Here is a 23,839-nt window from a genome sequence, read left to right as displayed (position 1 = left end):
GATGCTTGAACCGTCGGTCAGATAGCTGACATTGGCGCCGTCATAATCCATGATCGCAAGCCGCTTGGCGCGCTGGTCCTTGGGACCGCTTTCACCGACAAAAACCACGCGGCTATCGAAATACCCGCCCTCGCCGGTGATCCGGGTATAAACCTGATCGGCCACCTTATGGGCCATTCGCCGCCAGCCGTCCTGCGTGCCGACAAGCTGCAAACCATTGCCAAGTTCCTGCCCCGAAAAGACGTCATAGATCCGGAACCGCACCACAAGCTTGCCGACGCTATCGACACTCACCGCGCCGGTGATCAGTGCCTGCGCGTTGATCGCCTTCCAATCGGCATATTGCACCGGGCTCTCAAAGCTGGTGATCCGGCTGATATGCGCTTCGCCGGGGATTTCGCGGAACAATCCCGTACCGCTCAGATCCGAGGCAATGACCCGCGCGATGTTGCGGCCGAACTCGGCCCCGGCGGTATTGTCGGACACGAAATCAGGCACCGCATAGGGCAGCGGTTCGATCACCCCTTCGGTGATCTCGATCCGAAGCGGGCCATTGCTTTGCGCGACGGCGGGAACAGTCCAAAGCGACAGGGCCATCAGGAGGGTCAGTAACTTATGCATCATTTGATCCTCATTTTCTCCGGATTAAATGTCATTTCAATATCACGCCAGCTGTCATATTTCTCAACCGGAAGGTTAAACCCACGCGATCCACAGCGGATGATTGCCCGGCGCGCGGCCTCGAACGCCTGTTTTGCCGCACTGTCGCCGCCGCCCGACGCACTCAGCATGCGGATCGAACCGTTGTTGGGCTTGCCATCCTCGCCCATGCTTACCGCGACCACAACCGTTGTGCGCAGGGCATCCGAACTCAGGCTGCCGACGTTCCAGCATTGCTGAACCGCCACGCGCAACGCGTCCTTTTCCCCAGAGGTCAGCGGCGGCCCGCTTGGACGGTCGCGGCTTGTCTCGGCACTGCCAAGGACCGCGGCAAGGGCATCGTTCACCGCCGCCTTGTCGGTCGCAGGTTTCTCTGCTGCGGGTTTCAGCGCGGGCTTGGGCGCGTCCTTGGCCACCTCGACAGGACGCGCGGGCCGGGCCTTGGGGCGCACCGAGGCGCTTGGCGCGGCCTGTTGCGCCTCTTCGGCCTCGGTCACGATCTCGGTCGCGGCCTCTTCCGGCGCGGCGGCCTCGCTCGGTTCCTCGGCCACCTCGGCGCCCTGATCGGGGGCCACCTCGGGGCTGGCCACATCGTCGATCTTTACGTCCGGCTCGGGCCGCGCGACCGGTTCGGGGGCCACGCGCGGCGCCGGGCGCGGTTTCGGGCGCGGCGAGATTTCCGGCACAAGCGCCGCCACATCCTCTTGCGGCTCCTGCAACACGGGCGGCTCGTCGACCACCTCGGCGGCGTCCGGCGGCGTCATCTGCGACACATCCGGCGCCGCATCCGGCGGCGGGCTGTCGCTTGCCTCGGGTTGGGTCACCTCAGGGGCGGCATCGGCCTCTGACGACAGGGCCGGCGCAACATCGCCCGGTGCGGGCGGCTCTGGCGTATCGACATTGGCCACCGCCTCGGGGGCGCTCTCGCGCGCCAAAAGGGCGGCATATTCCTCGCTGGAAATGGCCGTGACTTCCGTCACCTCGAAGGGCAACGGGTCGGAGCGGAAAACACCCCCGATCAGGGCCCAGCCGATCAATGCCAGATGGCCCGCCCCCGATATGATCTGACCGGTATTCACCAGATGCGCCCCTAGCCGCCCTGCCTGTCCAGCGCAGGCCCGCCGGTATCCGTCACCAGACCGATATTGCCAAATCCGCCACGGTTCAGCGCGCCCATCACTTCCATCACCTGCGCATAGGGCACCGCCCCGTCAGCGCGCAGGTAAACCCGCGTGCTGTCGCGCTCTGAGGCAATCGCACGCAGCCGTGCCACAAGATTCTCTCGCGCCACTTCGGTGGTCTGGATCATGACAATACCCTCGTTGGTGATCGTCACGCTCAGCGGCTCTTCCTCCTCACCCGGAAGCGCATTAGCCGCCGTTTTCGGCAATTCCACCGGCACGCCCACCGTCATCAGCGGCGCCGCCACCATGAAGATGATCAGCAGCACCAGCATCACGTCGACAAACGGCGTGACGTTGATTTCCGCCATCGGGCGCGACCGGCCCCGGCCCCGCCTGCGGCGCCCGGAATCGCCGGATTTCTGAACGACTCCCGCCCCCATGGCCTAGCTGTCCAACTGACGGCTGAGGATGGTGGCGAATTCGTCGGCAAAGGCCTCATAGCCCGCAACAATCCGATCGCTGTCCGCGCTCAGCTTGTTATAGAAAATCACCGCCGGAATGGCCGCCAACAGCCCAAGCCCGGTGGCCAGAAGTGCCTCGGCAATGCCCGGCGCGACCACGGCAAGGTTGGTGTTCTGCTGTTCCGCGATGTTGATAAACGCATGCATGATGCCCCAGACGGTGCCGAACAGCCCGATGAACGGCGCCGTGGACCCGACTGTCGCCAGCACCTGCAAGCCGCCCTGAAGGGTCTCGGCCTCCTTGGCGATCGCCACATCCATGCTACGGTCGATCCGCGCCGTGGCGCCGGCGATCAATCCGCCGTCATTGCGGTGACTGCGCCGCCATTCCATCATTCCGGCGGCAAAAATGCGTTCCGACTGACCGTCGGGCTCTGCGCCAATCTCGTCAAACAGCGTATCCAGCGGTTCGCCCGACCAGAACCGGCGATCAAAGATCTCGGCCTCGCGGCGGGCTTGCCGGTAGGTGATGATTTTCTGCACGATGATCGACCACGACCAGAACGAGGCCACGGTCAGCATCAGCATCACGAGTTTCACGATTAGGGTCGCGCGTGCGAATAGCGCCCACATGGAGAAATCCATCTCCTGTGCCAATGCCAGGGTTTCTGCTTCCATCTGCCTGCTCTTTATGGGTTGGCCGATTTTTCCGACCTTATTGCGGGGCAAACTAGCCGATTTCCAAGGGGAAAGCCAACACATCTGCGTCATCGAAGCAGGTTTCGGCCAGCTTAATGCAGGATCAGGCGGATATTTGCCGGCAAACGTGCCGGCTGGCCTGCTTCATTCAGACAGACAACCGTCACAACTGCCTGAAAAAGCAGGCTTTCGCCGCGCATCACCCTTTGTTCCATCACGAGTCGCGCGCCGGACACCGCGCTGGTGCGGGTCTCGACCTCAAGCTGGTCATCGAATTTCGCAGGCCCAAGATAATCCGCCTCGACCCGCCGCACCGCAAAGATCAGCCCATCGCGCTCGCGCATGACATTCTGATCAATCCCCATGTCGCGCACCCAGCTGCTGCGCGCGCGTTCGATGAACTTGAGGTAATTGGCGTGATACACGATCCCGCCCATATCGGTATCTTCGTAAAAGACACGGATCGCAAATCGGTGGGTCATGAGAAAACCGCCTTGATGACAACTGCCCGAACCCTAGGCCGCCACTCTCCCACAGGCAAGCACGCCTCGGCACTGACGCCCTGCTTCTTCTTGGCAAAAATACTCAAAATCCGAACTTGGCCCCGAAAAGCAAACTCTGGGCAAAATCACCGTGACGCCTCAGCCCTGCGCCAAAAGCTGATAGCCCGGCGCCGCCACGGCCTGAACGGTCGTGATCGGATCGTCCCCGATCCATGTGGTGCGTTCGATCACAAACAAGGCGGTCCCTTCACGGGTGGAGAGATACTCGGCACTCTCGCCCTCGGCGTTCATGGCATAAAACCTGACATCGACCCGGCTGTAGGGTTTGTTGCGCACAAGCCATTCATTGGCGCTTTCGCGGATCAGGTCCGCGTCAAGGATATCGGCGTTTGATCTGGTATCGACCCATCGGTCTTCGAAAATATAAGGGCAATTGTCCGCCAGGTGCAGCGCCTTGATGCGCAACATTTCGACGGGCCGTTGAATTCCGAACCGCGCCATGACCGGCAGAGGGGTTTGCTCCATTTCCCGGCTGATCAGCTGATAATCGTATTTGCTACCCCGCTGTTCAACCTCGCGACGGGTGATCGGAATGTCAAAGGTCGCGCGGGTGACCGGATCAAGGCGCACATGCGTGCCGCCTTTGCGTTTGCGCTCGACAAGTCCGATCTGCGACAGGTCCTGCATCGCGCGATGCACCGTGGTGCGTGCACAGCCAAACTCCTGGGCAATATCTTCATCCCGCGGAAGCTTGTCGCCGGGCCCGTAGGTCCTGCTGAGTATGCGGGCGCGGATCTTGTCGCGCACATCGGTCCAGGAAAGGCGCGTTGGCTCGTTCAAATACTGGTCTCCAGTTGTTTCATGGTACGCTTGAAGTCCGCAATTATCGCGTCTCGCCTGAAATGGCGACCCTCGCTGACAACGTGTCGCCCCGCGCTCCAGACATCCTGAATACAGGCCTGCCCACCGCCGCTGAAGACGAGACTGTCGAGGATAGCGTCGCCCTGCCGATTGCAGAGCCATCGGGTATCATCCTCGATCCCGACAAGATCGGCCAGGGCCCCGGTTTCGATCCGCCCGCTCCGGCGCCCGCCTGCCTGCGCGCCGCCCTTGGCGGCAGCATCGAACAACACCCGCCCGCTAGAGCGCCCCTGCGTCGCAAGCGCTGCGCGTGACAGGTCGCGCAGGCGTTGCGAATATTCCAGTGTCTTGAGTTCCTCGAACAGCGAAATATGGACGTTGGAGTCAGATCCAAAACCGATCGTGCCGCCCTGCCCCAGAAACCGCGTACCGTTGAAGATACCGTCCCCGAGGTTGGACTCGGTCAGCGGGCAAAGCCCCGCAACGGCCCCCGTGGCCGCAAGGGCATCGGTCTCGCCCCCGGTCATCTGCGTGCAGTGGATCAGGCACCAGCGGGCGTTGACCTCATGATTGGCCAAAAGCCATTCCGTGGGGCGCGCCCGCAGATGGGCCATGACTTCGTCCACCTCTGCAACCTGCTCGGCAAGGTGCATGTGGATCGGACCGGATGTCGACTGTTCCAGAATGGCGCCAAGCCCCGAGGGGTCGACGGCCCGGAGGGAATGGGGCGCAACGCCGGCCAGATAATCGTCAGGCCCGGCAGCGAGGGCCGCCACCGCATCGGCGTGCAGCCGCAGAAACCGGTCGGGGTCATTGCCAAAGCGCTGCTGTCCGCCGTTCAGCGGGCGCAGGTCGCAACCGCCATACTGATAGTGTACCGGCAAAAGGGTCAGGCCGATCCCCGACTGAATGGCGGCCGCGACGATCCTTTCCGACATTTCCGCGAGGTTATCGTAAGGCATGCCGCCCACATCGTGATGCAGATAGTGGAATTCGGCGACCGCGCCATAACCGGCTTCCAGCATCTCCATGAACACCAGCCCGGCGATGGCTTCGACATGCTCGGGGGTAAGCTGATCGAGGAATTTATACATCAGCCGCCGCCAGCTCCAGAAGCTGTCGCGCGGGTCTGGTCCGCGTGCTTCGGTCAGCCCGGCCATGGCGCGCTGAAACGCGTGACTGTGCAGGTTCAACGGTGCGGGCAACAGCACACCGGCGCGATGCGTCGGCGTGTTATCCTGTGATCCGATCGAGACGATTCGGCCCTGTGCCCCGATGGTAATCTCAAGATCGCGCCGCCAGCCATCGGGTGTAAGGCACTGTTTCGCATGAATGATCTGCACAGGAATAACTCCGTTGACATTATTATGTATCTACATATTAATCTTATGTACGCATTTAGACAAGGACTCATGATGGCACCTTCCTACGTCATTTCCGGAATTTCAGCAGCCACCATGGTGCAAGATGCCAGCGACGATGGCTTGCTGCGCGATGCTGCGATCGTCGTCACGGATCAGATGATCGAATGGGTCGGCCCGGAAGCAGATTTGCCGTCCGGCTATGCAGGGCTTGCCCGCCAGCGCCATGACGGACGCCTTGTCACACCGGCCCTGATTGACTGTCACACCCATATTGTCCACGGCGGCAATCGCGCGCGCGAATTCGAAATGCGCCTGAACGGGGCCAGCTACGAGGAAATCGCCCGCGCCGGGGGCGGCATCGTCTCGACCGTCACGGCGACACGCGGCGCGACCGAGGCCGAGCTGCTGGAAAGCGCCCTGCCGCGTGTCGATGCCCTGATCGCGCAGGGCGTCGGGCTGATCGAGATAAAGTCCGGCTACGGGCTCGATACGGAAACCGAATTGAAGATGCTGCGAGTCGCACGTGCCTTGGGCCAAAAGCGCCCGATCCGCGTGGTGACAAGCTTTCTTGGCGCACATGCGGTGCCGGGCGGCGCTGATGCCGACAACTATATCGACAGCACCTGCCTGCCCGCGCTCGAAGCCGCCCACGCCGAAGGGCTGGTCGATGCGGTGGACGGATTTTGCGAGGGCATAGCCTTTGACACCGCGCAGATCGCCCGCGTTTTCGACAAGGCGCGCGCGCTTGGATTGCCGGTCAAACTCCATGCCGAACAACTAAGCCATATCGGCGGCACGGCACTGGCGGCCAAATACGGCGCCTTGTCCGCCGATCACGTGGAATATGCCACAAATTCCGATGCCGCCGCTTTGGCCGAGGCGGGCACGGTCGCCGTCCTTCTGCCCGGTGCCTTCTATACGATCCATGAAACGCAAGCGCCGCCCGTTCAGGCGTTTCGCGATCATGGCGTGCCGATGGCCGTCGCCACCGACTGGAACCCCGGTTCCTCGCCCCTCGGGTCGGTCCTGGTGGCGATGAACATGGCCTGCACGCTATTCCGCATGACCCCGGCCGAGGCCCTGGCGGGCACCACCCGCAACGCTGCGCGCGCCCTCGGGCTGGACGATTGCGGCGTTATTGCGCCGGGCATGCGCGCCGACCTTGCGATCTGGAATGTCAGTGATCCGGCGGAATTGTCCTATGGCATCGGCATCAATCCCTTGCACTCTCGCATCTTTGGAGGTGTCGCATGACACAAACCCTGCACCCCGGAACCACGAGTCTGGCCGAATTGGAAGCCATCTGGCGCACAGAGGGTGCTGTTCGCCTCGATCCCGGAGCGCGCCGTCCGGTCGATGCCTCTGCCGCCATCATCAGCAAGGCCGCCAAGGGCGATATCCCGGTCTATGGCGTCAACACCGGCTTTGGCAAACTCGCCTCTGTCCGGATTGCACCTGAGGATACCGAAACCCTTCAGCGCAACCTGATCCTGTCGCATTGCTGTGGCGTCGGCGACCCGCTGGAGCCCGCAACCACACGCCTGATGATGGCGCTCAAGCTCTTGTCGCTGGGGCGTGGGGCCTCTGGGGTGCGATGGGAGATTTGCGCGCTGATCGAGGCGATGCTGACGCGTGGCGTTCTGCCGGTGATCCCGGTGCAGGGTTCGGTCGGCGCCTCTGGCGATCTGGCGCCGCTGGCGCATATGGCCGCCGTGATGATCGGCGCAGGCGAAGCCAGATACGCGGGTCAAACGATGCCCGGCGGCGCGGCACTTGAAAAGGCCGGCCTGACACCTGTAGTGCTTGGCCCAAAGGAAGGCCTTGCGCTGATCAATGGCACGCAATTCTCGACTGCCTGTGCGCTGACAGGATTGTTCGACGCCTGGCGCGCGGCGCGCGCGGCGGTCGTGACATCGGCCCTGTCCACCGATGCGATCATGGGATCGACCGCCCCCCTGACGCCGGCCATTCACACCCTGCGCGGCCACCGCGGCCAGATCGAGGTCGCCGCGGCGATGTCCCGCCTGCTCGACGGCAGCGTGATCCGCGAGAGCCACCGCGATGGCGACACCCGCGTGCAAGACCCCTATTGCATCCGCTGCCAGCCGCAGGTGACAGGCGCCGCGATTGACCTGCTCCGTTTTGCGGGCAGAACGCTTGAAATCGAAGCAAATGCCGTCACCGACAACCCCCTGGTCATTGCCGGAACGGACGAGATTCTGTCGGGCGGCAACTTTCACGCCGAACCGGTGGGGTTTGCCGCCGATCAGATCGCCCTGGCCCTCGCCGAAATCGGGGCTATCGCACAACGCCGCGTGGCCTTGATGGTGGATCCGACGCTATCCTTTGACCTGTCGCCCTTCCTGACACCGGAACCGGGGCTGAATTCGGGCCTGATGATTGCCGAGGTGACCACCGCCGCCCTGATGAGCGAGAACAAGCATCTGGCAAACCCCTGCTCGACCGACAGCACCCCGACCTCAGCCAATCAAGAGGATCACGTCAGCATGGCCGCCCATGGTGCGCGCCGTCTTGGCCGGATGACGGCCAACCTCTCGGTCATTCTGGGGATCGAGGCGATGTGCGCCACACAGGGCATCGAACAGCGCGCACCGCTGGCGACCTCTGCGCCGCTGCAATCCGCCATGGCGCACCTGCGCAGCGTCGTGCCGACCCTGCAACAGGATCGCTACCTTGCGCCCGACATAAATTCTGCGGCGGCCTGCGTAAGAGATGACAGCCTCGCCGCGGCCGCCGAATTGGAGCTGACCCTATGAGCCCGATCGAGATCACGCAGGGCAAGGGCCCGCTGGTTCTGGGCCTGCCCCATACCGGCACCGAGATTCCCGACGACTGCCTTGCGCGCCTGAACGATACCGGTCGCGCGATCGCCGATACCGATTGGCATATCCACGACCTTTACGCGGGGTTGGTGGCCGATGTGACCACGGTGCGCACACCGGTCCATCGCTATGTGATCGACGTCAATCGCGATCCTTCGGGGGCAAGCCTCTACCCCGGTCAGAACACCACCGGGCTTTGCCCGCTGACCGATTTCGACGGCCTGTCGATTTATCGCGAGGGTCAGGAACCCGATGCGACCGAGACAGAACGCCGCCGCGCCGCCTATCACGCCCCCTATCATGCCGCGCTCGGCGCAGAGCTTGAGCGCGTCAAGGCGATCCATGGTTATGCAATTCTCTACGATTGCCATTCGATCCGGTCGCTGATTCCGTTTCTCTTCGATGGAACCCTGCCTGATTTCAACATTGGCACCAATTCGGGCGTGACCTGCGCGGCGGAGATCGAAAGCGCTGTTCTTCGGATTTGCAAACGTGCCGAAGGCTATTGCACGGTGCTGAACGGGCGCTTCAAAGGTGGCTGGACGACGCGCCACTACGGTCAGCCCGCGCAGGGTGTACATGCCATTCAGATGGAACTGGCCCAATCCACATATATGGCAGAATCCCCGCCGTGGGACTTTGCCGAAGACCGCGCGGCGCGGCTGCGCCCGCATCTCACGACCATTCTCAAGACCCTGTCCGACTGGAGGCCCCAATGAGCGACCCTCGCAAGAACACCCGCGATATCTATCCCCCGACCGGCACCGAGCTGAACGCCAAAAGCTGGCAGACCGAAGCGCCGCTTCGGATGCTCATGAACAACCTGCACCCGGATGTGGCCGAGAACCCGCACGAGTTAGTGGTATATGGCGGGATCGGTCGTGCCGCGCGGACCTGGGACGACTTCGACACAATCGTATCCAGCCTAAAGGATCTGGAGGCCGACGAGACATTGGTGGTGCAATCGGGCAAGCCCATAGCCATCATCAAGACCCACACGGATGCGCCGCGCGTGCTTATCGCCAACTCCAACCTCGTGCCGCATTGGGCGACATGGGACCACTTCAACGACCTCGATAAAAAGGGGCTGGCCATGTATGGCCAGATGACCGCCGGGTCATGGATCTATATCGGCAGCCAGGGCATCGTTCAGGGCACCTATGAAACATTCGTCGAGGCCGGCCGCCAGCATTATGGCGGCGACCTCAGGGGCAAATGGATTCTCACCGGTGGACTGGGTGGCATGGGCGGCGCACAGCCCCTGGCAGCGGTCATGGCGGGCGCTTGCTGTCTCGCGGTCGAATGCAACCCCGACAGCATAGATTTCCGTCTGCGGACCCGCTACGTCGATGAACGCGCCGATACGCTTGACGAGGCGCTTGAGATGATCGAGCGCTGGACCAAGGCGGGCGAGGCCAAATCCGTCGGTTTGCTTGGCAATGCCGCCGATGTCTTTCCCGAACTTTATCGGCGCGGTGTGCGCCCGGACATCGTCACCGACCAGACCAGTGCGCATGATCCGATCAACGGCTACCTGCCGCAGGGCTGGAACATAGCAGAGTGGCGCGCCAAGCGCGAAACCGATCCCAAGGCGGTGGAAAAAGCCGCACGCGCCAGCATGAAGACCCATGTGGCGGCGATGGTCGATTTCTGGAACGCAGGCGTGCCGACGCTGGATTACGGCAACAACATCCGGCAGGTCGCGCTTGAAGAAGGGCTGGAGAATGCCTTTGCCTTCCCCGGCTTCGTGCCCGCCTATATCCGCCCGCTGTTCTGTCGCGGCATCGGCCCCTTCCGTTGGGCGGCGCTTTCGGGTGATCCCGAGGATATCTACAAGACCGACCAGAAGATGAAAGAGCTGTTCCCCGACAACACACATCTTCACAACTGGCTCGACATGGCTCGCGACCGGATTGAGTTCCAGGGCCTGCCGGCGCGGATTTGCTGGATCGGACTTGGCGACCGGCACCGCGCGGGCCTTGCTTTCAACGAGATGGTCGCAAGCGGCGAATTGAAAGCCCCGGTGGTGATCGGGCGCGACCATCTGGACAGCGGCTCGGTTGCCTCGCCCAACCGCGAGACCGAGGCGATGAAGGATGGCTCTGACGCGGTCAGCGACTGGCCGCTTCTGAATGCGCTGGTCAACACGGCGTCGGGGGCCACTTGGGTCAGCATCCACCACGGCGGCGGCGTCGGCATGGGCTTTAGCCAGCATGCCGGTGTTGTGATCTGCGCGGATGGCACGCCCGAGGCCGCCAGACGGATCGAGCGCGTGTTGTGGAACGACCCTGCTTCTGGCGTCTGGCGCCACGCCGATGCCGGCTATGAAGAGGCCATCGACTGTGCCCGCGAACACGGGCTGCGCCTGCCCCGCATTCTGGGCTGACCGAAACCATTGAGGGCCGCGACAGACGGCCAACGAAACCCCAAGCAAACCCCACTCAACATGGAGAAAACCAATGGATAGACGTAAATTTCTGGCCACCGGCGGGATTGGCGCCGCAGCGACCGCACTTGCCGCCCCGGCCATCGCACAGGACGTGCGCAACTGGAAACTGGTTTCGGCCTGGCCCAAGAATCTGCCCGGACCGGGGGTAGCCGCGCAAACCCTTGCCGACCGGATCACCACTCTTTCGGGCGGGCGCATCAATGTCACGCTGTATGCCGCCGGTGAAATCGTGCCCGGCAATGGCGTGTTCGATGCCGTCTCCGAAGGCACCGCGGAACTTTATCACGCGGTTCCGGCCTATTGGGGCTCCAAATCCAAGGGCATCCTGCTGTTTGGCTCACAGCCCTTCGGCCTGCGCGCGGACGAGCAATTTGGCTGGATGTATCACGGTGGCGGTCAGGCGCTTTACGACGAGATGTATGGCCGCTTTGGCATCAAGCCGTTCCTCTGCGGCAACTCCGGGCCGCAATGGGCCGGATGGTTCAAGACCGAGATCAACTCGGTCGAAGACCTCAAGGGCCTCAAGTTCCGCACCACCGGCATTGCCTCGCAGATGGCGGCCAAGCTTGGCATGGCCGCGGAAGCGATGAGCGGCCCGGCAATGTTCCAGGCGCTTCAGACCGGCGCTCTGGATGCGGGCGAATTCATCGGGCCCTGGACGGATTCCGCACTTGGCTATTATCAGGTCGCTCCGCACTATTACTGGCCCGGCGTCGGCGAGCCGTCCTCGGCCGAGGAATGCGGCGTGAACGCCGAGGTCTTTGCCGAGCTTCCCGACGACCTGAAAGAGGTTGTGACCCAGGCCTGTCACGGTCTCTATAATCCGGTCTGGACCGAATACATGACCAAGCACGCGCAATCGCTCAAGACGCTGGTGCAGGAGCATGGCGTTCAGGTTCACAAACTGCCCGACGATGTGATCGCGGCAATGGGTGTCGCGGCGCAGGAAATCATGCAGGAATACCTTGCCGACGAGGACGAGCTTGTGGTTCGTATCGCCGAGAGCTTTATCGCCTATCGCGATCTGGTGGGCGGTTACATGACCTATGCCGACAACGGGCAGATGAACGCCCGTGCCGGCGTCCTTGGGTATTGATGTCCAGGCGGTGCGCGGCACGGGTCGCGCACCGCAACCACAGCGGAACGGGGGCGGAAAATGCTTGGACTGGCCACGGCAATTGACCAGATGAATCGCGGTCTCGCCAGCGTGATACGGTGGCTCGCGCTGATCATGGTGCTGGTTCAGTTCTGCATCGTCATCGGGCGATACGTCTTTGGGTTCAATTCCATCGCCGCACAGGAAAGCGTGCTTTACATGCATGCGACGCTGTTCATGCTGGGCGCCGGGTTCACGCTTCTGGTCGACAAACACGTCCGCGTCGATGTGTTCTATGCCAAGGTCAGTGACAGCGCCCGGCGGCGCATCGACATTTTCGGTCACCTGTTCCTTTTGATCCCTTCGGTGGGTGCGCTGCTCTACTGGTCCTGGCCCTCGGTCCGCAACTCCTGGAAAATCCTCGAAGGGCCGATCTCTGTCGGCGGAATCGAGGCGGTCTTTCTGCTCAAATCCCTGATCCCCGCCTTCTGCATCCTGATCCTGCTTCAGTCGCTGTCGCTGCTGGTGCGGCTATTCCTTGAAGAGACCGACAGATGACCCAATACCTAGACCTGATCATGTTCGCCGCGCTGATGGTGGCGATCCTCTCGGGCTTTCCGGTGTCATTCAGCATTGCCGGGGTCGCGGTCGGATTTGCCTATCTGGGCTGGATGCTCGGGGTGATGGATGTGTCCCTTTTGGGGGCTCTGGGGCAGCGCGCCTTCGGGCTGATCGGCAATACGGTCCTGATCGCCATTCCCGTTTTCGTGCTGATGGGGGCCATCCTGGAGAAAAGCAAGATCGCCGAAGAGCTGCTTGACACCATGGGGCGCAGCTTTGGGCAGTTGCGCGGCGGGCTTGGCATCTCGGTGGTTCTGGTAGGGGCGCTTCTGGCGGCCTCGACCGGTATCGTCGGCGCCACGGTCGTGGCCATGGGGATGATCGCCCTGCCGACCATGCTGCGCGCGGGCTACAACCCCGCCGTGGCCTCGGGTATTGTCTGCACCGCTGGCACGCTGGGGCAGATCATTCCGCCCTCGACCCTGCTGATCATCCTGGCCGACGTGATGTCCAACGCCTATCAGCAGGCGCAATATGAACAGGGCAAATTCTCGGTCGAGGCGCTCTCGGTGGGGCAGTTCTTTGCCGCCGCGATCCTCCCCGGCCTGCTTCTGGTGCTGCTCTACCTGCTTTATATCCTTATCCGGGGTGCATTGCGCCCCGCCGAAATGCCGCCTGCCGATATCGGCCTGGCGAAACCCGACCGGCGCGAGGTGATGGCGGCGATCGTGCCCCCTGTGCTTTTGATCTTTGCCGTGCTGGGCGCCATTCTCGGCGGGGTCGCGACACCCACCGAGGCAGCTTCGGTGGGCGCAATCGGCGCGCTTCTCATGGCGGGACGCAAGATCGGGATCAATCCGCGGCTGATCCTTCTCGGGGCCGCCGCCCTGATCGTGCTGGGCCTGTTGGCAGGCGCCTTTCCTGTACGCCTGCAACGCAGCGACAACGGCGCGCTGGAATGGATGCTTGGCGGCTTTTACACCCTGCTGGCCGTTGTCGGCCTTGGCGCCGTGGGGCTGGCCCTGCGTGCGTCCATCCGCGAGCGGATCATCCATGACGCCCTGAATTCCACGCTGACGATGACGGCAATGATTTTTGCCACCATCCTTGCCGCCGGGTTCTTTTCGCTGGTCTTCATCGGCCTTGGCGGGGAAGACCGCGTGGCGCACCTGCTGGAAAACCTGCCCGGAGGACCGAACGGTGCATTGCTCTTCGTGATGCTCTTTGTGTTCATCCTCGGCTTTTTCCTCGACTTCGTTGAAATCTCGGTGATCGTGTTGCCGCTCGTGGCGCCCACGCTGATCCTGATGGGGCACGATCCGATCTGGCTTGGCATCCTGTTGGCGATCAACCTTCAGACCAGCTTCCTCACGCCGCCGTTCGGCTTTTCGTTATTTTACCTGCGTGCCGCAGCGCCCAAGGAAATCGCGACCGGGCAAATCTATCAGGGGGTCGTGCCCTTCATCGCGTTGCAGGCGGTCGGAATCCTGCTGGTCTGGGCCATGCCATTCCTGGCAACCTGGTTACCGGCGGCCCTATTCTAGGGGCCGGAAAACGGGTTTCGCGAACACCCGGACACCCGCACCGCCTTTCGGCACGAAACCCCCACGCGACGAACAAGGCGGATTTACCGACGCGGTTACCACGCAAGGTGTCGCAAAACCCAACCCCGCGCACGGATTTTCGCATTAAAACTGGCCAAAGAGCCAGAGAACTGCTTTCTGTTGCCCGTTGTTTTGCAAGACCCAATGAAAGTTTCGAACGAATGAAGAGGTTTGGCCTTGATGCGACCGATATTCGCATCCTCAGTGCGGTGCAGCAGCATGGGCAACTGAGCAAGACGAAACTGGCCGAGATCGTCAATCTGTCGCCGACACCCTGCTGGGCGCGTCTTGACCGGCTGAAGGCTGCGGGTTTCATTCGAGGGTATCGCGCCGACATCGCGCTTGACCAGATTGGCGATTTTACGCAGGTCATTGTCACCATCGCCCTGACGCATCACCGCAAGGCTGATTTCGACCGTTTCGAGTCCTTTATCAGGTCTCTGGACGAGATCACCTATTGCATCGCAACAGGGGGCGGCATGGATTACGTGATGGAAACCGTAAGCCCGAGCCTCGCTTCGTTTCAGACCCTCATGGAAAGCCTTCTTGCCGCCGAGATCGGGATTGATCGCTACATGACCTACATCGCGACTCGCAGGGTCAAACATGGCCAGCCGAACCTTGCGAAACTGGCCGCCAAGGCAGACAAATAGCCCCGTCCGCCCGAACGGTCCGTCCGGCCCCGTGAAAACGGTCTGTTCAGCCTGCCAATGGCCCGTTTTTTGGTCCGCTTTCATGCGTCATCCGGGGCTAAACAATCGCCAGGTTCAAACACTCCATGGCCAGTCAGGCCAGGTGCTTTCAAGGGCGAAAAACATGACACAAGCAGACGACTTCGGCTTCGGCACACAGATCCGTAAATCCCCCTATTTCGACGCAACCGTCCGTTGGGGCGCACAGGGATTTTCGGTGTACAACCACATGTACATCCCGCGCGATTTCGGCAATCCGGAACAGAACTTCTGGAACCTCGTGAACGAGGCGATCCTGTGCGATGTGGGTGTTGAACGGCAGGTCGAAATCACCGGGCCGGATGCCGCGAAATTCACCCAGATGCTGACCCCGCGCGATCTTTCGAAGATGGCGGTCGGCCAGTGCAAATACATCCTGATCACCAATGCCGACGGCGGCCTGCTGAACGACCCGATCCTGCTGCGCCTTGCCGAAAACCACTTCTGGATCTCGCTGGCCGACAGTGACATCCTTTTGTGGGCACAGGGTCTGGCCGTGCACTCTGGCCTTGATGTCACCATCACCGAGCCCGATGTATCGCCGCTGCAATTGCAGGGCCCGAATTCGGGCGAGATCATGCGCGCCCTGTTCGGCGACGAGATCATGGACCTCAAGTATTACTGGCTGCGCGAGCTTGATCTTGACGGCATTCCGCTGATCGTGTCGCGCACCGGTTGGTCAAGCGAGCTTGGCTACGAGCTTTACCTGCGCGACGGAACGAAAGGTGACGCTCTCTGGGAGCGGATCATGGCGGCGGGCATGCCCTTTGGTCTCAAGCCCGGTCACACCTCGTCCATTCGTCGCATCGAAGGCGGCATGCTGTCCTATCACGCCGATGCCGACAGCAGCACCAACCCCTTTGAGCTTGGCTTTGACCGCTTGGTGAACCTCGACATGGAGGCCGATTTCATCGGCAAGGCAGCGCTGCGCCGTATTCAGAAAGAGGGCGTGAGCCGCAAACAGGTCGGGCTGATCATCGACTGCGAGCCGCTCAGGGGGCCGAACACCACGTTCTGGGCGATCAACAAGGAGGGGCAATCCATCGGCAAGGTCACCTCGGCCGTTTATTCGCCACGCCTTGAAAAGAACATCGCGCTGGCCATGGTCTCGGCCGAGCACGCCAATATCGGCGCCGAGGTCGAGGTTGTGACCAAATCCGGTCCGGCCCGCGCCACCGTGGTCGAGCGTCCGTTCTATGACCCGAAAAAGCAAATCGCCGCCGCCTGAGCACCCTGGCCAAAAGCAAGAGACCCAAGATATGTCCGATCTTTCCATCCAACTGCACTGGCACCGTGCAGAACCCGTGTTGCAGACAGGCAAATACTCGAACGCACATAGGGTTCAATTCAACAACAGTTACGAGTTTGAAGTGGATTCCGCCCCGGATTGGGGCGGAGATCCGGCCAATACCAACCCCGAACAGGCCCTCGCATCGGCGCTGTCGAGCTGTCATATGATGACCTTCCTTGCGCTCTGCGCCAAGGCAGGCTGGCCAGTCGCCAGTTATCACGACTATGCCGAGGCGCATTTGGGCAAAAACCCCAAGGGCCAGATGTCCGTGACCCGCATTGATCTGCATCCGGTGGTGCGCTTTGACACCGGGTTTGACGTCAAGGCGAGCGAACTTGAAGAGATGCAACACCGCGCGCATCGCTATTGCTTTATCGCCAATACCCTCGCCGACAGCGTGGAAATCAACGTTTTCTAAAGCCCGAACAAGGATCTGACCCGATGCAAAAGAGCGATATCCTGCTGCGTGACCTGGAGGATGACGGCGTTCTGCGCCTGACCCTGAATGACGTTGGGCGGCGTAATGCGCTGTCCGAGGCAATGCTGGCAGAACTGGGTGCGGCCTTTGCTGCGGCGGGCACCAATCCGGCGGTGCGCGTCATCATTCTGGCCGCGAACGGACCGGCCTTTTGCGCGGGCCACGACCTTAAGGAAATGACCGCCGGTCGCACCGGGCCCGATGGCGGAAAGGCCTATTTCACGAAAGTGATGGCGCAGTGTTCCGGCGTGATGCAGGCAATCGTGAATTGCCCCAAACCCGTCATCGCCGAAGTTACCGGCATCGCGACCGCCGCAGGCTGTCAGCTGGTGGCAAGTTGCGATCTGGCGATTGCGGCGGACACGGCAAAGTTCAGCACACCGGGGGTTCACATCGGATTGTTCTGCTCAACGCCGATGGTGGCCCTGTCGCGCAACGTGGCGGGCAAGCACGCGATGGAAATGCTTTTGACCGGGGACATGACACCAGCCAATCGCGCGGCGGACATCGGGCTGGTCAACCATGCAGTTGCCCCCGAAGCGTTGCGCGCCACCACTATGGAAATGGCCCGCAAGATCGCGTCGAAGTCAAGCATGACCCTAGCCACCGGCAAGCGCGCGTTTTATGCTCAACGCGAAATGCCATTGGCGCAGGCCTATGATTACGCCTCTGGCGTGATGGTCGACAACATGCTTGCCCGCGATGCCCAGGAGGGTATCGGTGCTTTCATCGAAAAACGCGACCCCCAGTGGCAGGATGGCTGATCTCATGGAAACCAACCCCTTTAACATCGACCTTGATCGCAATCCCGCGAACTATCAGCCCCTGACGCCGCTAACCTTTCTGGAGCGCGCCGCCAGTGTCTTTCCCGATCACACGGCGATTGTTCACGGGGCACTGCGACGCAATTACGCCGACTTCTATGCCCGCTCGCGGCAGTTGGCCTCGGCGCTTGCCAAGGCCGGTATCGGGCGCGGGGATACCGTTTCGGCGCTGTTGGCGAACACCCCGGCGATGCTGGAATGCCATTACGGCGTGCCGATGTGCGGCGGGGTCCTGCATTCGATCAACACCCGTCTGGATGCCTCGATCATTGCGTTTCAGCTTGATCACGCCCGCTCGCGCATCGTGATTGTGGACCGCGAATTCATGCCTTTGATGCAAGAGGCGCTGGCGCTGGCCTCGGTCAACCCGATGCTGATCCAATATGACGATGCGGAATTCGGCGGGCCGCAGGTCCCTGTCGAGGCGCATGACTTTGAGGCGTTCCTTTGTGCCGGTGATCCGGATTTCGCCTGGCTGATGCCGGAAGATGAATGGGACGCGATCTCGATCAACTATACCTCGGGCACGACCGGCGATCCCAAGGGCGTGGTGTCGCATCATCGTGGCGCCTATCTTTTGGCGCAGGGCAATGCGCTGACCACATCGATGGCCAAACACGCGGTCTACCTTTGGACCCTGCCGATGTTTCACTGCAACGGCTGGTGTTTCCCCTGGACCATGTCGGCGATCATCGGCACGCATGTCTGTCTGCGCCAGGTCCGGGCCGAGCCGATCTGGAATGCCCTGGCCGACGAGGGTGTAACGCATCTTTGCGGCGCGCCGATCGTGATGTCGCTGATGATTTCGGCGCCCGAGGCCGAAAAACGCAACCTCGATCACACCGTTCAGTTCTTCACCGCCGCCGCACCGCCGCCGGAAAAGCTGTTGGCGGATATGAGAACCGCAGGCTTTGACGTGACCCATCTTTACGGCCTGACGGAAACATATGGCCCGGCGGTGGTGAACGACTGGCATCAAGGCTGGTCCGATCTGGCCCCTTCCGAGCAGGCCGCTCTCAAATCCCGTCAGGGCGTGCGCTATCTTGCGCTTGAAGGGCTTGATGTTCTCGACCCCGAAACCATGGCCCCAGTGCCGCGTGACGGCAAGACCATGGGCGAGGTCATGTTTCGCGGCAACGTGGTGATGAAGGGCTATTTCCGCAATCCGCATGCCACCCGAGAGGCATTTGCGGGCGGTTGGTTTCACTCCGGCGATCTCGGCGTCATGCATCCCGATGGCTATATCCAGCTCAAGGACCGGTCCAAGGACATCATCATTTCGGGGGGCGAAAACATATCTTCCATCGAAGTCGAAGAGGCGCTTTACCGGCATCCCGCAGTCAGCGTTGCCGCCGTGGTTGCCATGCCGCATGAGAAATGGGGCGAAACGCCCTGTGCCTTTATCGAACTTGCCTCGGGTCATCAAGTGGATACAGACGCCCTTCGGGCGTGGTGCCGCGATCAGCTTGCCCCCTTCAAGGTGCCCGGCCGATTCATCTTCATGCCGATTCCAAGGACACCGACCGGCAAAATTCAGAAATTCGTCCTGCGCGAGCAGGCAAGGGAGAATGCGATCTGATCGCCGCGCCCCCGATCAAACCGCCGGGCGGGGCAGACACAGCATTTACGCACAAACGCCAGGGCGCAACGCGTGATGCGACCTGACAGGTGCGGTGACGAAACAATGCCGACGCTCCTGCTGGTGAGCGTCGGCATTTTCACTCGTTACCTACACCATGATCGCGTCACATCCCCGATGAGACCGCGAAACTGGAAATCCCCTCCCTTCCGAGATCCGACAGCAAACTGGCCGCCCCCGAGCCAAGATCAATCGAATAGAGACCCGCTGTGTCTTGCCCCTCGATCTGAAGCACGGCATAGGCCGCATCGGTGCCTTCCTGCGGCGAAACGATGTCAAAGCCGCCCACGGGCAGGATATCGACCGGCTTACCGTCGATTGTGATCAGGCCGATCGTCGCAAGCGTGCCTGCATTGTTTGCAAGGCTCACCAGAGCGTTGGCGCGGGCATCAAGCGCGTATTGGAACGTGCCCCCGGCCTTTTTGCCGTCAATGGCATTGGTATAGGCATTCGCAAAGATCAGAGGCTTTGCACCTTGCGAAACATCGCCTTCGCCATAGGCCAGACCGGTGAAGCGGCGCACGGAGTTGGCCTTGTCGGCGGCAAAGTCGGTCGGGAAATAGACAAGGTTATCGCCCATTGTGGACACGGCCCGCACGGCATCAATCTTGTTGTTGAAATCGAACCCGACGACGGCCTCCTTTGCGATCACGGCATCGTCCATGAACATCGCGCCCTGGTCCAGTGTCTCGCCCGATGTCGTGTCGATGTTGACGATGCTGCCATCGGCATAGCCGACCAACTCGCCGGTCACCGGACGCCAGGCGATCGAGCGCACCGGCGCCGACAGGGTAAGAGTTCGAACATCACCGGGGGCAGAGATGCTGTCCATCACCATCAGGCTGGAGCCGTCAGAGGACAGGGCATAGCCCATGGTGGCTGCGTGGCCCTCCGCAAAAGCGGGCGCGGCAAGCAATGCCAGGGCCGAGGTCATCGTGGTCATGCGAAACATGTGGTTTCCTTTGTGTTTGATCGGTTCAGAAGGACGCGCAGCCGGTCTTCGGGTGTTCAGGTGAACTCGGCTGTCTCACGCGTTGAAAGTAAGGCTAAGGCCATTCAGACAGTGCCGTTTCCCCGTGGGCGGCGGGCCATCATCAAAGATGTGCCCCAAATGCGATCCGCAGCGGCGGCAATGCACCTCGGTGCGGCGGGCAAAAAGCGTATTGTCCGCCTTGGTGCCGATGGCATTCGGCAGACTTTGCCAGAAGCTTGGCCAGCCGGTGCCGCTGTCGTATTTATGCCCGGAGGCATAGAGCGGCAGATCGCACCCTTTGCAGTGATAGATCCCCTCTCGCGTTTCCGCGTTGAGCGGGCTCGAATAAGCCGCCTCGGTCCCTTCCCCACGCAACACGGCATATTCGGCATCCGTCAGCATGGCCTGCCACTCGGCCTCGGTTCGGGCGATTTCAAACGCTCCGCCCGCCGCGAAAGCGCGGGTTGCCGCAAGGCTGAAAAGGCTTGTCACAAGGGTTCGGCGCTGCATGGCATATCCTCCTTTCGGGATTGGGTTGGCCCCCTTCGCCACAGCGAAGGAGGCCGGTTCGGCGCGAAGTGGGGGCTTACTTCGGCACCAGAACAGAGTTGACCACGTGGATAACCCCGTTCGACTGATCGACATCGGCAATCGTGACGAGGCTGGCATTGCCGTTTTCGTCGTAGATGTAGACCTTGCTGCCCTTCACCTGCGCCGACAGCGCGTCACCCGAGACGGCATTGAAGTGATAAAACCCGTCAGCACTTGCGCGGGCGGCGGCAGTGATATCAGCGGCCGACCAGTCACCGGCGACGACGTGGGCAGTCAGCACCTTTTGCAGCATGGCCTTGTTCTCGGGCTTCAGCAGTGTTTCCACCGTGCCTGCGGGCAGGGCCGCAAAGGCGTCGTTGATCGGGGCAAAGACCGTAAAGGGCCCCTCACCCTGAAGCGTGTCCACAAGGTCCGCCGCCTTCACCGCAGCAACAAGCGTTGTGTGCACAGGCGAGTTCACGGCGTTCTGAATGATGTTGCGCTCTTCGAGCATCGGGGCGCCGCCCACGGTGGGGTTGGCGGCCAAAACGGCGGTGCCCAAAGCGGCGGTGACGGCAGTGGCGGCAAGAACTGTCTTGAAAGTCATTGGTCTTTCTCCTTCGGTTTTAATGGCCCGGTTGAGCCGACGATGGAGAAGACACGGAAGGTTTCGTCAGAAAGTTTCAGCGCGAATTTATTTTTTTCAAAAAAACCGCAAGGGACGTTATTTTACACGCCCGTCACCGGCCCTGCGGCTAGGACCGCACCGGTGGGCGCCCCGGTCGGAGAGCCGCCCGGCGGCTCGTCGCTGATCGCCAGAACAGCGCCTGTCATTTGACGGGCCAGGCTGTCGGAAAGCGCGATACGCGCAGCGCGATCCTCTGGCAAAACGCCAAGTGACACCGGCGCCGTGGCATCGGCCGCAATCAGCCAAAGCTCAAGCACGCGACCGGGCAGGGCCGCCCCGGCCTGACGTTCGATCTCGAGGGTGTTTGTCTCGGCGATAAAGTTCGCGGCCACCACAAGCGAGCCATCTTCGGCAACAACGCTTGCCGTCAGAGAGGGAACCGGCGGGCTTAGCACCGGCAGCAGGACGGCGGCGCCAACGATCACCCCAAGGGCAAGCATGCCGCCGATGATCCAACGCCGCAAACCGCGCGACGCGCGTTCGGGCGCAGCAAAGAGCCTGCTTTCAAGCTTTGATTTCACGGCGGCCGGTGGTGTGACAGGGGCAATGTCCTGAGCAAAGAGCGCAAGCTGGGCTTCCCATTCACGCGCGAGATCACGCAACGCCGGTTCCTGAACAAGTCGCGCCTCGAACGCCTTGCGCTCAGCGGCATCCAGAAGGTGCAGCACATACTCGCCAGCCAGGGCGATGTCGTCGCTATGCTCTTCTTCGGCACTCATCGGCTCAGGCATTCCCTTAGTTTCAGAAGGCTGCGGCGCAGCCAGGTTCGCATCGTGTTGAGCGGCACGTCATAGCGTGCGGCAAGTTCCTTGTAGCTATCCCCATCCAGATAGGTCCGCCGGACCGCATCCGACCTGTCGGGCTCCAATTCGTCGAGGCAACTATTCAGCCGTTCCCGTTCAGAAGAGGCAATCGCATCAGCCTCGGGTGTGGGGCCAGTGTCGGAAAGGTCGTGAACCTCGTCTATATCAACCGTCGCCGCCCGTCGGGCGCGAAGTCTGTCAATCGACGCATTTCGCGCCAATGTGATCAGCCAGGTCATGGGGCTGTATCCATTGGAACTGTAGAGGTTTGCCTTTTGCCAAACCCGGACAAAGACGTCCTGCAACGTGTCTTCGGCTTCTGCCCTGTTATTTAACATACGAAGGCAAACACCAAAAAGTTTCGCCGAGGTCGCATCATATAGCGATGAAAACGCGGCACGATCGCCAAGGCCAACCTGCAGAATCATCTTTTCGATGTCTTCGCGACCCGCCATGCGTTTTCCGGCCCCTGCCCGTTTTCTAGCGCAACAATGCTTTGGAGCGTCCTGAAACACCAGACGAAAAAAGAATACCTTCCGCCAGATCCGTCCCACCGTTCCGGCACGGCGGCGACCGAGACAAAAGCCATCCTTGGCCGGACATCGCGAAAAGGCGGTTCCTTGCAGCAAAGTCAAATCGCGGATGCACAGATCAGGCCCAGTCCGCGGAGCTTAACCCAAGCTTCTTGATCCGCGAATACAAGGTCGTGGGCGTGTATCGCCCGACCATCAAGGCGATCATCCAGGAGAAATTCGGCGACGGCATCATGTCAGCGATTGATTTCGACATGCAGATCACGCGGATCGAGCACCCCAAGGGCGATCGGGTTAAGATCGAGATGTCAGGGAAATATCTTGGATATAACGCCTGGTAACCCAATGCATGTCATGCGCGCCCAAGAACACCGGCGCATGATTTTCAAAATGCCACAAGATGGCGCACTGTCAGGCGCCCTGCCCGTGCCGCGCGCGAAACCGCGCCAACTCGCGCTCTGACGGCGCCTTGCCGGTGAAGGTCTTGACGTAATCGGGGATGCGCGTCATGCGCGTCGCCGTATCCTCATGCACCTGCATCGAGATATAACCGATCTGCACAAGATAGACGGTGCGCGCGCGCACGTCGGCCTCGCCCGCGCCATAGCCGAACCGCTCGTACATCGCGCGGATCGCGGCAAGGCGGGTGTCATCGGCGCGGTTCACCCGAAGCGCCACCGCCTCGGCCTGATGCGCCCAACCGCGCACCGCAAGATCAAGGCGCGATTCGAATGGACCATCGTCAAGAAAGATGCCGATCAGGTTGAGGACACCCTCGGTGATGGTTTCGGCATAGTCATGGGCCGCCGCGACCAGGCTGCCGGTATTCACCGTCTCCCAGTCCTCAAGCAGCGCTTCAAGCAGCGCCGCGCGATCCGCAAAGAACCAGTAAAAGCTGGTCCGCGAAAGGTTGAGACGGCTGGCCAGCGGCTGAATCTTGACCGCATCCAGCCCCGAGTCGAGAAACGCCTCGCGCGCCGCCGCAAGCCAGACCTCACGCGATCCGCGCCAGCCCGTCGCCTTTTCAGTCGTGTCGATCAAATCCGCCATGGGCGGACCCTAGACGACTTCCCAGTCGCAGGCAACGAAATCGTCGCCGATGAACATAAACTTGACATAGATG

The 23,839-nt window shown here is 61.5% G+C and carries 25 protein-coding genes and 1 pseudogene; 13 read left to right on the top strand and 13 right to left on the bottom strand.

Translation table 11 applies throughout. The features are described from left to right. The 7 genes and pseudogenes from tolB to QZ522_RS03140 form a co-directional block, all read right to left on the bottom strand. Positions 1 to 624: pseudogene (gene tolB / locus QZ522_RS03170) on the bottom strand (Tol-Pal system protein TolB); the annotation flags it as partial. Continuing rightward, the gene (locus QZ522_RS03165) at positions 621 to 1,739 is read right to left on the bottom strand and encodes an energy transducer TonB (RefSeq protein WP_294607383.1); all 1,119 of its coding nucleotides are present in this window, start codon (positions 1,737 to 1,739) and stop codon (positions 621 to 623) included. The pseudogene tolB and the gene QZ522_RS03165, both read right to left, overlap by 4 nt. Positions 1,740 to 1,750: 11 nt before the next feature. Continuing rightward, on the bottom strand, positions 1,751 to 2,224 hold the full coding sequence (gene tolR, locus QZ522_RS03160; protein WP_294607381.1) for a protein TolR: 474 nt from the start codon (positions 2,222 to 2,224) through the stop codon (positions 1,751 to 1,753). 3 nt (positions 2,225 to 2,227) lie between these two features. Then, positions 2,228 to 2,923: a protein TolQ gene (gene tolQ, locus QZ522_RS03155; RefSeq protein WP_294607379.1), complete on the bottom strand. Its 696-nt coding sequence runs from the start codon at positions 2,921 to 2,923 to the stop codon at positions 2,228 to 2,230. 113 nt (positions 2,924 to 3,036) lie between these two features. Continuing rightward, complete coding sequence (gene ybgC, locus QZ522_RS03150; protein ID WP_294607377.1) at positions 3,037 to 3,426, bottom strand: tol-pal system-associated acyl-CoA thioesterase; 390 nt, start codon at positions 3,424 to 3,426, stop codon at positions 3,037 to 3,039. 159 nt (positions 3,427 to 3,585) lie between these two features. Then, a complete protein-coding gene (locus QZ522_RS03145; RefSeq protein ID WP_294607375.1) occupies positions 3,586 to 4,287 on the bottom strand; it encodes a GntR family transcriptional regulator in 702 nt (233 codons plus the stop codon). After that, the gene (locus QZ522_RS03140) at positions 4,284 to 5,651 is read right to left on the bottom strand and encodes a formimidoylglutamate deiminase (protein WP_294607373.1); all 1,368 of its coding nucleotides are present in this window, start codon (positions 5,649 to 5,651) and stop codon (positions 4,284 to 4,286) included. The genes QZ522_RS03145 and QZ522_RS03140 overlap by 4 nt, the downstream gene beginning before the upstream one ends. Positions 5,652 to 5,765: 114 nt before the next feature. On the opposite strand from QZ522_RS03140, the gene hutI reads away from it, so the two are divergent. The 12 genes from hutI (at position 5,766) to QZ522_RS03080 (ending at position 19,128) form a co-directional block, all read left to right on the top strand. Then, positions 5,766 to 6,926, top strand: a complete 1,161-nt coding sequence (hutI, locus tag QZ522_RS03135) for an imidazolonepropionase (protein ID WP_294607386.1) — start codon at positions 5,766 to 5,768, stop codon at positions 6,924 to 6,926. Continuing rightward, the gene (gene hutH, locus QZ522_RS03130) at positions 6,923 to 8,449 is read left to right on the top strand and encodes a histidine ammonia-lyase (protein ID WP_294607370.1); all 1,527 of its coding nucleotides are present in this window, start codon (positions 6,923 to 6,925) and stop codon (positions 8,447 to 8,449) included. The genes hutI and hutH overlap by 4 nt, the downstream gene beginning before the upstream one ends. Continuing rightward, positions 8,446 to 9,234 (top strand): N-formylglutamate deformylase, encoded by a 789-nt coding sequence (hutG, locus tag QZ522_RS03125; protein WP_294607368.1) that lies wholly within the window; start codon positions 8,446 to 8,448, stop codon positions 9,232 to 9,234. Before hutH ends, hutG begins: the two co-directional genes overlap by 4 nt. Continuing rightward, entirely contained in the window at positions 9,231 to 10,901 is a 1,671-nt protein-coding gene (hutU, locus tag QZ522_RS03120) for a urocanate hydratase (RefSeq protein WP_294607365.1), read from the top strand. Before hutG ends, hutU begins: the two co-directional genes overlap by 4 nt. A 73-nt stretch (positions 10,902 to 10,974) precedes the next feature. After that, on the top strand, positions 10,975 to 12,060 hold the full coding sequence (locus tag QZ522_RS03115; RefSeq protein WP_294607364.1) for a TRAP transporter substrate-binding protein: 1,086 nt from the start codon (positions 10,975 to 10,977) through the stop codon (positions 12,058 to 12,060). A 60-nt stretch (positions 12,061 to 12,120) separates the two neighbouring features. Further along, positions 12,121 to 12,618 carry a TRAP transporter small permease subunit gene (locus QZ522_RS03110; RefSeq protein WP_294607362.1) on the top strand — a complete coding sequence of 166 codons (498 nt, stop codon included), beginning with the start codon at positions 12,121 to 12,123 and terminating at the stop codon, positions 12,616 to 12,618. Then, positions 12,615 to 14,165, top strand: a complete 1,551-nt coding sequence (locus QZ522_RS03105; protein ID WP_294607359.1) for a TRAP transporter large permease subunit — start codon at positions 12,615 to 12,617, stop codon at positions 14,163 to 14,165. Before QZ522_RS03110 ends, QZ522_RS03105 begins: the two co-directional genes overlap by 4 nt. 221 nt (positions 14,166 to 14,386) lie before the next feature. Next, positions 14,387 to 14,878 (top strand): Lrp/AsnC family transcriptional regulator, encoded by a 492-nt coding sequence (locus QZ522_RS03100; RefSeq protein ID WP_294607356.1) that lies wholly within the window; start codon positions 14,387 to 14,389, stop codon positions 14,876 to 14,878. A gap of 163 nt (positions 14,879 to 15,041) precedes the next feature. Next, the gene (locus QZ522_RS03095; protein ID WP_294607354.1) at positions 15,042 to 16,184 is read left to right on the top strand and encodes a glycine cleavage T C-terminal barrel domain-containing protein; all 1,143 of its coding nucleotides are present in this window, start codon (positions 15,042 to 15,044) and stop codon (positions 16,182 to 16,184) included. A 31-nt stretch (positions 16,185 to 16,215) separates the two neighbouring features. Beyond that, complete coding sequence (locus QZ522_RS03090) at positions 16,216 to 16,665, top strand: OsmC family protein (protein ID WP_294607352.1); 450 nt, start codon at positions 16,216 to 16,218, stop codon at positions 16,663 to 16,665. Positions 16,666 to 16,688: 23 nt separating this feature from the next. Beyond that, positions 16,689 to 17,489 carry an enoyl-CoA hydratase gene (locus tag QZ522_RS03085; RefSeq protein ID WP_294607349.1) on the top strand — a complete coding sequence of 267 codons (801 nt, stop codon included), beginning with the start codon at positions 16,689 to 16,691 and terminating at the stop codon, positions 17,487 to 17,489. 4 nt (positions 17,490 to 17,493) lie between these two features. Next, positions 17,494 to 19,128 carry an acyl-CoA synthetase gene (locus QZ522_RS03080; RefSeq protein ID WP_294607346.1) on the top strand — a complete coding sequence of 545 codons (1,635 nt, stop codon included), beginning with the start codon at positions 17,494 to 17,496 and terminating at the stop codon, positions 19,126 to 19,128. 166 nt (positions 19,129 to 19,294) lie between these two features. On the opposite strand, the gene QZ522_RS03075 is transcribed toward QZ522_RS03080, so the two are convergent. The 5 genes from QZ522_RS03075 to QZ522_RS03055 form a co-directional block, all read right to left on the bottom strand. Next, positions 19,295 to 20,140, bottom strand: a complete 846-nt coding sequence (locus QZ522_RS03075; protein ID WP_294607343.1) for a DUF4394 domain-containing protein — start codon at positions 20,138 to 20,140, stop codon at positions 19,295 to 19,297. A 75-nt stretch (positions 20,141 to 20,215) separates the two neighbouring features. After that, complete coding sequence (gene msrB / locus QZ522_RS03070) at positions 20,216 to 20,671, bottom strand: peptide-methionine (R)-S-oxide reductase MsrB (RefSeq protein WP_294607341.1); 456 nt, start codon at positions 20,669 to 20,671, stop codon at positions 20,216 to 20,218. 76 nt (positions 20,672 to 20,747) lie between these two features. After that, positions 20,748 to 21,299 carry a fasciclin domain-containing protein gene (locus QZ522_RS03065; protein ID WP_294607338.1) on the bottom strand — a complete coding sequence of 184 codons (552 nt, stop codon included), beginning with the start codon at positions 21,297 to 21,299 and terminating at the stop codon, positions 20,748 to 20,750. A gap of 122 nt (positions 21,300 to 21,421) precedes the next feature. After that, positions 21,422 to 22,111, bottom strand: a complete 690-nt coding sequence (locus QZ522_RS03060; RefSeq protein ID WP_294607336.1) for an anti-sigma factor — start codon at positions 22,109 to 22,111, stop codon at positions 21,422 to 21,424. Then, positions 22,096 to 22,638, bottom strand: a complete 543-nt coding sequence (locus QZ522_RS03055) for a sigma-70 family RNA polymerase sigma factor (protein ID WP_294607334.1) — start codon at positions 22,636 to 22,638, stop codon at positions 22,096 to 22,098. The genes QZ522_RS03060 and QZ522_RS03055 overlap by 16 nt, the downstream gene beginning before the upstream one ends. A gap of 41 nt (positions 22,639 to 22,679) precedes the next feature. Here QZ522_RS03055 and QZ522_RS19060 point away from each other — a divergent pair, with 41 nt between their 5' ends. Further along, positions 22,680 to 23,057 (top strand): hypothetical protein, encoded by a 378-nt coding sequence (locus tag QZ522_RS19060; protein WP_365353390.1) that lies wholly within the window; start codon positions 22,680 to 22,682, stop codon positions 23,055 to 23,057. Between the two features lie 70 nt (positions 23,058 to 23,127). On the opposite strand, the gene QZ522_RS03045 is transcribed toward QZ522_RS19060, so the two are convergent. Further along, a complete protein-coding gene (locus QZ522_RS03045; RefSeq protein ID WP_294607330.1) occupies positions 23,128 to 23,766 on the bottom strand; it encodes a TetR/AcrR family transcriptional regulator in 639 nt (212 codons plus the stop codon). Positions 23,767 to 23,839 lie beyond the last annotated feature (73 nt).

This window comes from uncultured Roseovarius sp., from assembly GCF_913054395.1.
Lineage (GTDB): Bacteria > Pseudomonadota > Alphaproteobacteria > Rhodobacterales > Rhodobacteraceae > Roseovarius.
The sequence above is the reverse complement of the archived record's forward strand: the minus strand, read 5'-3'. Positions and strand labels throughout refer to the sequence as shown.